This is a genomic window from Streptococcus suis, from assembly GCF_029616525.1.
GTDB lineage: Bacteria > Bacillota > Bacilli > Lactobacillales > Streptococcaceae > Streptococcus > Streptococcus suis_AF.
On the sequence record NZ_JANFME010000036.1, the window covers coordinates 1 to 10173 of the forward strand.

10 protein-coding genes and 2 pseudogenes are annotated in these 10173 nt (G+C 32.0%); all 12 read left to right on the top strand.

Annotated features, from left to right (window positions below; genetic code table 11):
* A pseudogene (locus NOL38_RS10060) lies at window positions 1-90 on the top strand (23S rRNA (adenine(2058)-N(6))-methyltransferase Erm(B)); the annotation flags it as partial.
* Window positions 91-259: 169 nt separating this feature from the next.
* Window positions 260-520: pseudogene (locus NOL38_RS10065) on the top strand (topoisomerase DNA-binding C4 zinc finger domain-containing protein); the annotation flags it as partial.
* 64 nt (window positions 521-584) lie between these two features.
* Complete coding sequence (locus NOL38_RS10070; RefSeq protein ID WP_277942063.1) at window positions 585-1778, top strand: S8 family peptidase; 1194 nt, start codon at window positions 585-587, stop codon at window positions 1776-1778.
* 40 nt (window positions 1779-1818) lie between these two features.
* Window positions 1819-2517, top strand: a complete 699-nt coding sequence (locus tag NOL38_RS10075) for a response regulator transcription factor (protein ID WP_000276751.1) — start codon at window positions 1819-1821, stop codon at window positions 2515-2517.
* A complete protein-coding gene (locus tag NOL38_RS10080; protein WP_000977993.1) occupies window positions 2495-3838 on the top strand; it encodes a sensor histidine kinase in 1344 nt (447 codons plus the stop codon). The genes NOL38_RS10075 and NOL38_RS10080 overlap by 23 nt, the downstream gene beginning before the upstream one ends.
* A 189-nt stretch (window positions 3839-4027) precedes the next feature.
* Entirely contained in the window at window positions 4028-4729 is a 702-nt protein-coding gene (locus NOL38_RS10085; protein WP_000452012.1) for an ABC transporter ATP-binding protein, read from the top strand.
* Window positions 4722-5459, top strand: a complete 738-nt coding sequence (locus tag NOL38_RS10090; protein WP_000181737.1) for a lantibiotic immunity ABC transporter MutE/EpiE family permease subunit — start codon at window positions 4722-4724, stop codon at window positions 5457-5459. The genes NOL38_RS10085 and NOL38_RS10090 overlap by 8 nt, the downstream gene beginning before the upstream one ends.
* Window positions 5437-6123, top strand: coding sequence for an ABC-2 family transporter permease (locus tag NOL38_RS10095; protein ID WP_001033677.1), 687 nt, complete (start codon window positions 5437-5439; stop codon window positions 6121-6123). Before NOL38_RS10090 ends, NOL38_RS10095 begins: the two co-directional genes overlap by 23 nt.
* A gap of 122 nt (window positions 6124-6245) precedes the next feature.
* On the top strand, window positions 6246-6962 hold the full coding sequence (locus NOL38_RS10100) for a NisI/SpaI family lantibiotic immunity lipoprotein (RefSeq protein ID WP_001226539.1): 717 nt from the start codon (window positions 6246-6248) through the stop codon (window positions 6960-6962).
* A gap of 267 nt (window positions 6963-7229) precedes the next feature.
* Entirely contained in the window at window positions 7230-7634 is a 405-nt protein-coding gene (locus NOL38_RS10105) for a sigma-70 RNA polymerase sigma factor region 4 domain-containing protein (protein WP_000878635.1), read from the top strand.
* Between the two features lie 349 nt (window positions 7635-7983).
* Complete coding sequence (locus tag NOL38_RS10495) at window positions 7984-8085, top strand: hypothetical protein (RefSeq protein ID WP_306341358.1); 102 nt, start codon at window positions 7984-7986, stop codon at window positions 8083-8085.
* Between the two features lie 53 nt (window positions 8086-8138).
* The gene (locus tag NOL38_RS10110; RefSeq protein WP_105152463.1) at window positions 8139-9893 is read left to right on the top strand and encodes a recombinase family protein; all 1755 of its coding nucleotides are present in this window, start codon (window positions 8139-8141) and stop codon (window positions 9891-9893) included.
* Window positions 9894-10173: the final 280 nt, after the last annotated feature.

Consider the following 10173-nt stretch of genomic DNA (forward strand, 5'->3'; position numbering starts at 1 on the left):
CACGCCAAAGTAAACAATTTAAGTACCGTTACTTATGAGCAAGTATTGTCTATTTTTAATAGTTATCTATTATTTAACGGGAGGAAATAATTCTATGAGTCGCTTTTGTAAATTTGGAAAGTTACACGTTACTAAAGGGAATGTAGATAAATTATTAGGTATACTACTGACAGCTTCCAAGGAGCTAAAGAGGTCCCTAGCGCCTACGGGGAATTTGTATCGATAAGGGGTACAAATTCCCACTAAGCGCTCGGGACCCCTTGTAGGAAAATGTCCTAAGTGTGGCAACAATATTGTATTAAAAAAATCGTTTTATGGTTGTTCAAATTATCCTGAATGTACCTTCACTTTAGCTGAACATTTTAGAAAGAAAAAACTCACCAAAACAAATGTAAAAGAATTACTAGAGGGAAAAGAAACCCTGGTAAAAGGAATCAAAACGAAAGATAGAAAGTCCTACAATGCCGTTGTAAAAATCGGAGAAAAGGGATATATTGATTTTATCTCTTTTTCAAAATAAGCATAAAAGCCCTTTAAAGAGGGCTTTTATATATTAATCACAAATCACTTATCACAAATCACAAGTGATTAATCACAAATCACTTGAAATAAATTTTTTAACTATTTCTACCGAAAAAAGTGAAGATACAATAAAAAAAGAAAACTCTAATTATATTGATGACATAGTTATAGATAATACTATGACTGTAAAGCCTAATATTACTTATTTGTATGGGGACAAGGTTTATACAAATACTAATTTAGATTTTTGGGGAAATCAGTGGGATATGCAAAAGAGTATTAGTACTGGAAGTAAATTTCAACATAAGTCTTCTGGTAAAGCAACAATTGGTGTAATAGATTCTGGTATTACATATGATAATCCAGATATTTATTCACACATTATTTCAGTACAAAATTTCACATCAGATTTGGAAACAGGAATAGTTGATAACCAAAATGTTGTAGATAAAATTGGCCATGGGACCTCTGTTGTGGGACAAATTTCATCAAGTGGAGAATATTTAGGGATAGCACCTGACATGAAAATACGAATGTATCGTGTTTTTGATGAAGGGAATGCTCAAGACCAATGGATTCTCAAAGCGCTCATTCAAGCAGCAAAAGATGATGTTGATGTTATTAACCTTAGTTTAGGAGAATATTTGTTAAGAGATTCCACTGATGAAGATGATGATACAGCTTTGATCAATATCTATCAACGGGCAATTAATTATGCTCATAATCAAGGTTCCGTTGTCGTTGCTTCAGTAGGTGATGAAGGGATGGATTTACAGAATCAAGATGAATTAAAAAACTATCTTGGTAGTTTAAGAGGAAAAGATTATAGTCAAGTTGATGGAACTGTACAAGATATTCCGGCTGAATTAGACAATGTTGTTACAGTTGGTTCAGTAGATGATAATGATCTTGTATCTAGTTTCTCAAATCAAGGGAATGGCGACATTGATATCTATGCAACAGGAGGTGGAAGTCAAGCGCTTTCTAAAGTAGGATATGATAAATGGGTAGCTGATAAATTATATGAAAAAGAATGGATTCTTGTTCCAACGCTTGAAGGAAAGTATACATATGCATATGGGACTTCAATTTCGACTCCTAAAGTCTCTGCAGCTTTAGGATTGATTATAGAAAAGTATAATTTGAAGGACCAACCAGATGAAGCTATTCGAATTTTATATGATAATTGTTTTCTTAGTAATAATGGAAACAATGGACAAATTAGGCTACTAAATATTACAAATTTTGTGCAATAATAGTGTAAAATAGTAGTATGAGATAAAAGAGGTACCTAGTATGTATAAGATTTTGGTAGTTGATGATGATTTTGAAATTGTAAAATTGATGCGAACAATTTTAGAAATGAAAAACTATAATGTGACGACTTATCAAGAAGTTAGGCTTCCTATAAAAATAAGTGATTTTGATGGATTTGATTTAATATTGCTTGATGTTATGATGCCAAATGTTGATGGTCTGCAAATCTGTAAACAGATTCGTAAATCAGTATCCTCTCCGATTATTTTTGTCAGTGCAAAAGATTCTGAAGATGATATTGTATCTGGCTTAAATCTCGGTGGTGACGATTATATCACAAAGCCATTTAGTGTTAATCAACTAGTTGCTAAGGTTGCAGCGCATTTAAAACGAGAAGAACGCTATAGAAATGCTGAATCTAATGAATCTGTTATTCGAGAATTATTTCCACTAACATTTTACCTTCAAGAAAAACTCGTGTGTGTTAATGGTGAAGCTATTTCTCTTACTAAAAGGGAATATGATATTTTAGAGCTATTATCTAGTAAGACAAATAAGGTTTATACAAGAGAAGAAATCTATGAATGTGTCTATGGTGATGAAGCAGATGCATTATTTCGTTCAATTTCGGAATACATTTATCAAATTAGAGTCAAGTTTGGTCCCTATGGAATTAATCCCATTAAAACAATAAGGGGGATGGGATATAAGTGGAATGATGAAAAGGTATTCAATTAATAAGCGGATTTTAAGGACAGTTCTTGAAATCGTGATTGGTACAGTTGCAAATGTTATTATGTTGCTTGTATTGAGCTACGTTCTTATTTTTACAGGTCAGTTGAACACATATGGAACAGACTATCATATTTCAATTAGTGATAGTAAATCTGCTAACGGTATTAAGAATCAAATGGATTATTCTGTCTTTGATTATGTATTGTTTGATAGCGATAATGGCGAATTGGTCTCTGGAAATTATCAAAAACAGGATTTACAACATTATAAAGAAGTTTTTGATACTGGAAGTTCGGTTAGCGAGGGTTCTATATTGTTTACAAAATATGAAAACTCAGATTTTATTTTGGTTATTAGAAGACCAACAATGCCCGAATTTGTAAATCGAAACTTTCGACATATTTCCTATAATTTAGTCTCTTATTTGTTTTTTATAGTGCTAGAATTATTACTCATCTCTATCTCTGTTATTAGGCTCTTAAGAGAATTTACAAAAAATTTTCGTCTAATTGAAAAAATATCTCTGAATATGGGAATACCAGGAATGGATATTGGACGTAAAGAAACTGCAATCTTAGAATGTAATAACATTTTATTGACGCTTTATCAAAAAGACGAAGAGTTGACAAAGTTATTAGAAATGGAGAAAAAAGATAAAGAAGATTTGTCATTTCAAGTTGCTGCATTAGCACATGATATTAAAACACCATTAACTGTTTTAAAGGGGAATATCGAGTTGCTTGAGATGACTAATCTAGATGAAAAACAATTAGATTTTATGTCCTCAATGAATCATAGTGTTGGTATATTTGAAAAGTATTTTAATTCAATGGTTAATTACTCAAGATTGCTAATTGAGGATAAGAATTATCAGGAAGATATTGAATTATCAAAATTTCTTGATGAATTATCATTAGAATGTCGAGATATTATGTCTTCAAAAAAAATTAATTTTCAAATAGTTAATGAATCCCATACCAGAGTGATTAAAGGAAATCGTCTCAACTTAGATCGAGCTTTGATAAATATCTTATCTAATGCGACTAGATTTTGTTCAGAAGAGGGCAAGGTGGTACTGACTATATCTGAAAGTTCCAACTTTATCAGTTTTGAGATTTGGAATAATGGTTTACCATTTACAGAAGAGTCTCTTAAAGATGGAGGAAAACTTTTTTACACAGAGAATAAAGGAAGAAATGATAAGCATTACGGAATAGGACTTTCATTTGCTCAAAAGATAGCTATGAGACATCAAGGTCAATTAATACTCTCAAATCCACAAAATGGTGGTGCACAGGTCACTTTATTAATTAAAAAATTTTAGGGGCTGGTCAAAAAGCCTAATATAAACAAAACCGCATGAAATCTTTCATTTAAAAACGTTGATTTTATGCGATTTTTTATTTCGAAAATTTGAAAAAATCAAAGAGATATCGACTTTTTGCTCAATTTTTTTCTGAACAAATACTGAAATTTCTTTTGTATTATAATAAAAGAAATGGAGGCAGAAAAAATGGAAGTTATCATTCAAAATCTAAGAAAAAGCTATAAAGACAAAGAGGTTTTAAAAGACGTTTCATTTAAAATTGAAGAAGGTACTATTTGTGGTCTTCTGGGAGTAAATGGGGCTGGGAAATCCACCATTATGAAAATTCTTTTTGGGTTAGAAAGAGCTGATAGTGGAGAAGTCATTTTCAATGGAAAGCATAAGGATATTGTAGAAGAAAATAGATTTGATATTGGAGCGTTGATAGAATCTCCTGCTATCTATTTGAATCTTTCTGCATTTGACAATTTAAAAACACGAGCATTGCTACATGATATTCCAGATGAAAGAATTTATGAGGTACTTCAGTTGGTTGGTTTATCTGATACTGGAAAAAAGAAGGCAGGGCACTTTTCATTAGGAATGAAGCAACGACTTGGTTTAGGAATGGCAATTATTACCAATCCTGATTTATTAATTTTAGATGAGCCAACTAATGGTCTAGATCCAGATGGGATAAAAGAATTGCTAAATTTAATTAGGGATCTAAAAAAATCTGGAATGACAGTCCTCTTGTCCAGCCATCAACTAAGTGAAGTCAGCAAAATTGCGGATCAAATCGTTATACTGAATCAGGGCAAGATTTTTTACGATGATATTAATAAGAATTCAAATGATTTAGAAAAACTATTCTTTAGAATTGTCCATGGAGGTGATGGAAATGACTAATATTTTTAAATCTGAGTGGCTGAAGCAAAAATCTAGTTCTGATAAAAAATTACTAATCCTTATTCCTTTGCTAGCAATTTTTATAGCTTTCATACTAGCAGGACCTCTCAATTTAGAAAGTTTTTCAATTTATTGGTGGGAGGGAGGATTCCTTTTCACTCTCCTTGGGTTATTGTTTTTAGCTGATTATAGCGCGGAGGAGAATGCAGGTGCGTTTCAAAATATTAGCTTGGGTAGATATACGTTTACTATTTATTTAGCGAAGATACTGTTGAAGTTCAAGGATGTTTTGATTTCAACCTTTATTTTTACGATAATATTTTATGGCATCTCATTTCTTTTTTCAGGTGTGATATCAGTAGACATTGGTAAAGATTTGATTTGTTTATTACTTATTGGTGTTTCTTCTGCTTGGGTATTACCACTATTATATTTTCTAGCAAAGTGGATAAATCCCTACTTGTTGTTGGCTACAAATTCTCTTATTTGCTTATTAGTTGCTCCTCTAATAGCTCAGACATCGGTTTGGTTCATATTTCCTTATACTTATCACTATAAAATTGCTTATGCTCTTTTACATTTAAAACCCTCAGGTGATTTAGAGGCAGCATTAAGTGGAGTTGAAATATCGACAATTTTAATATCAGTATCTCTTTCAATCTTAGTTTTTGTGAGTTTCCTTAGTTTGTTGAAGTGGAGGATAACTAATGAACAAAATTCTAAAAAGTGAGTTGCTAAAGTTGAAAGGCTCTCTTACTTTAAATCTTATTTTAATTTTATCAATTATTCAATTATTCACAATTCCTCTTTATTTACAGTTTACAAATAATTCAGTTGTAATTGAAAATATCATTTTTTTACCTATGTTAGGATATTGTATATTAGCATCAATTTTCTCTATTTTTCTTCATGAACAAGAGGAAAAAGCAAATTTCTTTCAAAATATTAAAAGCGAAAAAAATAGTGGAATTATTTGGGGAATAAAGCTTATTTCGACAGACTTACTTATGGTTTTATTGGGAGTTCCAGTTTGGATAGTGGTAGGAGTTGAATTTAATAGACTCTCTTACTTTGCGTATGTTGGTGTGATTACTTGGTTATTATTAGTCTTACTTAACCATTTCCATATGTTACTTAGTCTTATCATGGGAAAGGGAGGGAATCTAGTAATTTCTTTTATCGAATGTCTGTTTATTATATTTGCAACCAATAAAGTATTTTTAAATAACTTCTGGTTGCCTATCGTTTTACCTGTTAATATGATCCTAGAAATTGGGAAAAATGAAATTTTTATGATTCTAGTATACTTAATTGGTTTTATCATATTATCGTATTTTTGTAATTTAGCTGTTATGAATAATGTTGAAATTCAAAAAATATGTAAAAAGAGGTAAATTGGTTAGAGGTCACTAAAAGAGTAGAATACAACAAAATTCAATAGATAAAAAGCGAATGACAGCATATTTTGAAATCTAAAGATTATTATTTGATGATGTTATAAAGGAGGTGAAGTAGCATGAGGAAAATTTTATTTAGCTTAGTTGTTCTTATTGGAATTTGTACTTTAGTTGCATGTAGATTGGTAGACAATAAAACAATAGAGTTTCATGATCAATCATTTAATCAATTTACATATAAAGGAAATGATTATACAATCATGAATCAAATTGTTGATGAAAATGATCTAGGTACTGTGAAGGAATCTTTTTTTAAAACATTAGTAATTGATAGAAATAGCCAGAAAGTTGTTACTAAAAGTAATAGTGATACAGTATCATTAGCATATAGTGGGCTCTATAATTTTAGTGATGGTTTAGCTATTTCTATAAATGATTCTTATTATAAGGTTTCTTTGAGTTCGGATGTGCAATCCAATAATGAAATGCTGAGCTTGGAAGAGTTCAATAATAATTCAGCAGGTGGGGAACTTGCAATTGATCCATCTGATTGTAGGATAGTTAAATTTAATAATAAAAAATTTCGTATTTCATCTGATATTGTATCTGATGATAAACTAAAAGAATTTCTAGGAGTAATAGCAGATTCAAAAACATTTATTTTGAATACGGGACAAGAAATTTCTAAATCGGAACTAAATAAAATAGATTATTCTGGTTCTAATTCTAATGAAAAAAGAGAAGTTTGGGATTACGGAGAAGTTTATTTGTTAGCAGAAGAAGGAACCATAGCTGTTGAGATTAATAATGAATTTAGAATAGCACGCATAGAATAAATTATAGATTATCTAGGTATTACATTGCTTATATAGCAAAATATCTTATTGTTACCTACTAAACAGAAACTTATTAAAATATAGATCAGCAAGTTCAGAAGAGCTTGCTGTTTTTTGGTACATATAATTTTTTTTGGAACAAGAGCACCATATTTTCACTCTTATAGTGAGGAGAACTCCTTGATTTGATAAAAGTGAGAAATAGCTATGGTTGAGATAAGGAGCCCTCCTTTTATGACTAAGAAAAAATCATAAACGGAGGCTGAAATGAAATATTATATTCACGTTAGAGGTAGTAAAATCCCCGTAACAGAAACGGTTTATAAAAGCTACTGGCAATTGGTCAATCACGAGAAGTATCTGAATAGAAAAGATAGGAAATTTGGAGTATTACCTTTTTCATCATTTGAAGTAGATGGGTTACTGCTAGCAAATGTACTGCCTGATACAACTGTTGATGTTGAACGTTTTATAGAAAACAAGCTCCTTATTGAGCAACTAAATGAGGCTTTATTAACCTTATCTGATAAAGAGTTTAAAATCATTGATGCTCTGTATTTTAGAGAGCATACCATCAGAGAAGTAGCAATAGAGCATGAGATGTCTGCGACTAGTCTATTTCGGATGAGAAATACAATTTTGGACAACCTACGAAAATTTTTTGAAAAATAAGGAAACAGGAGACTAAAAAATTCACTCTTTATAGTGAGAGGAATTTTTAGTCTCTTTTTGCCCTTTGACAATTGAATAATTCTAGGTGGGACTTTATTTATTTGTTGAGCAATAGAATGTAATGCGCCAGGAAATGAGCGGAAATCATTTATTCAAAAATAGGATGGTGACCTATCTGCCATGACACAAATAATGATAATGATACTTCTGACCGTTCAGGCTGCCAACGTAAAAGGACAGCGGGTGAAATTCCCATGATTGATATAACCAGTCATACCCACAGAGAATAACTAAGAGTAACATGTTATCAGGAGGGTAAGTTTTGGAACAATCAGTAGTAAAATATAGTATGCAACTTTCAATGCTTAATTTTTTATATTCCAGAAATATGTTGACTAAAAAGGAATATGAAAAAATTAAAAATAGACTGCGCATTAAGTACACAAATTAGCTGACCTTTTGATTTGAACGCGGTAATATAGAATCAAAAGGAGGAATTTCAGTATGAAAAAAAATAATGTTGAAATAATAAAAGCTGATTCTTTAGTTCGTCGTAGAGGCGACAATTTCGAAAGAGAGTCAAAAAGGGTTGCTGCTTATTGCCGAGTTAGTTCTGATAGCGAAGATCAGAAGAACAGCTATGAATCTCAGGTGAGACATTATAAAGATTATATCTCTCAGCGGTCGGATTGGGAACTGGCAGGTATCTATGCAGATGAGGGGATTTCAGGAACACAAGTAGGAAAGAGACAAGATTTTCAACGATTAATAAATGATTGTGTAAATGGAGAAATAGATTACATTGTCACAAAGGCAATTGCTAGATTTGCCAGGAATACCCTAGATACTTTGAAATATGTCAGAATGTTAAAAGATATGCAAATTGGAGTATATTTTGAGGAAGAAAATATAGATACCCTAACAATGGATGGAGAATTGCTTTTGACTATTCTAAGCTCCGTTGCACAGCAAGAAGTAGAAAATACATCTGCTCATGTGAAAAAAGGATTAAAAATGAAGATGCAACGTGGTGAATTGATAGGGTTTCAAGGATGCTTGGGGTATGACTATGATGTAGAAACCAAGCAACTTTCAATCAATAAAAAAGAAGCCAAAATAGTTCGCTATATCTTTGAAAGGTACTTAGAAGGTATTGGAGGAAAAGTAATTGCAAGGGAACTTGATGAACTAGGTTACAAATCGCCGAGAGGATTAGATCATTGGAATGATACAACAGTCTTAGGAATCATAAAGAATGAAAAATATAAAGGCGATATTCTAATGGGCAAAACTTTTACAGTGGATCCAATAAGCAAGAGACGTTTAAGTAATTTTGGTGAAGAAGATAAGTACTACATCAAAGATAATCATGAACCTATAATATCTAAAGAAGACTTTGAGAAAGCTCAGGAGATAAGACTTCGTCGAGCAGGAAATAAGAAGACTGCTGCAAATGTAAATGGCAAGCGTGAACGCTATTCAAAAATGTATGCTTTTAGTAGCATGTTAGAATGTGGTTTTTGTGGTTCAATATTATCTAGAAGAAGTTGGCACTGCCGTTCAGATTATCGCAAGGTTGTGTGGCACTGTGTTACATCGATAAAGAAAGGAAAGAAATTTTGTAAGCATAGTAAAGGATTAGAAGAGCTCGCTATTGAGGGGGCTTTCATGGAAGCTTACAGAAAACTTTATCATTCAAATGAAAACTTAATGACAGACTTACTTGAAACGATTGAATCTGAATTGAATGACAATAGCCTTAATAAGGAACTAAAAAGGATTACAAACAAACTTCGAACATTACTAAAAAAAGAGGAAAATCTTGTAAATCTAAGGCTCGAAGGGAAAATTAGCGATACCATATACAATGAAAAGTACAATGAAATTTCCTCAGAAAAAGAGTTTCTAGCAGAAGAGAAGGTAAATATTGAAACAACCTTAAAATCAGAAATCGATGTAAAGAAAAGACTAACTGAGTTTAAGCACTTGCTATCTTCACAGAAAATGCTTACGGAGTTTGATCGTGCAGTTTTTGAAAGTATTGTTGAGAAAATTATTGTAGGTGGAGTTAATAGCGACGGAGAAATTGATCCTGCAATGTTAACCATAATATTCAAAACAGGTGAAACTCAAAACAAGGATGGTAAACAATTTAAAAGTAAACGTAAAAATGCTAAACTAGAAACAGATAAATTGTGTCCTCAAAACAGTGACGAGGATAAAAAATTGTATTCTCAAGGAACAGACTACACATGTTGAAGTTGTGAGTCTATTAGAAAAACGCAATTAGATTGTCCAGCTTGCTCTCTTGTTTTTTGGCAAGCTGCTTCAAAGGTCCGCCGGACCTTTGAACTCCCGAATACGCATCACGTTGAGGCAGTATCACTGTTTGTACGAGATGATTCATCATCGAAGTCAAAGCAGATGTTCTGCCCATGCGATAGCTGTCGCAGAACATAGTGATGCGGTAACAGCGAACCGCTGAGTGTGTCGCTCTGCTCATAAAAGCCTAGAAACCTTGAATGAAAGGGATACTGAA

Bases quoted from the DNA above. Each gene is read 5' to 3' on its own strand.
- NOL38_RS10075 (WP_000276751.1), top strand. From the start codon at position 1,819: ATGTATAAGATTTTGGTAGTTGATGATGATTTTGAAATTGTAAAATTG.
- NOL38_RS10080 (WP_000977993.1), top strand. From the start codon at position 2,495: ATGATGAAAAGGTATTCAATTAATAAGCGGATTTTAAGGACAGTTCTT.
- NOL38_RS10085 (WP_000452012.1), top strand. From the start codon at position 4,028: ATGGAAGTTATCATTCAAAATCTAAGAAAAAGCTATAAAGACAAAGAG.
- NOL38_RS10090 (WP_000181737.1), top strand. From the start codon at position 4,722: ATGACTAATATTTTTAAATCTGAGTGGCTGAAGCAAAAATCTAGTTCT.
- NOL38_RS10095 (WP_001033677.1), top strand. From the start codon at position 5,437: ATGAACAAAATTCTAAAAAGTGAGTTGCTAAAGTTGAAAGGCTCTCTT.
- NOL38_RS10100 (WP_001226539.1), top strand. From the start codon at position 6,246: ATGAGGAAAATTTTATTTAGCTTAGTTGTTCTTATTGGAATTTGTACT.
- NOL38_RS10105 (WP_000878635.1), top strand. From the start codon at position 7,230: ATGAAATATTATATTCACGTTAGAGGTAGTAAAATCCCCGTAACAGAA.
- NOL38_RS10495 (WP_306341358.1), top strand. From the start codon at position 7,984: ATGCAACTTTCAATGCTTAATTTTTTATATTCCAGAAATATGTTGACT.
- NOL38_RS10110 (WP_105152463.1), top strand. From the start codon at position 8,139: ATGAAAAAAAATAATGTTGAAATAATAAAAGCTGATTCTTTAGTTCGT.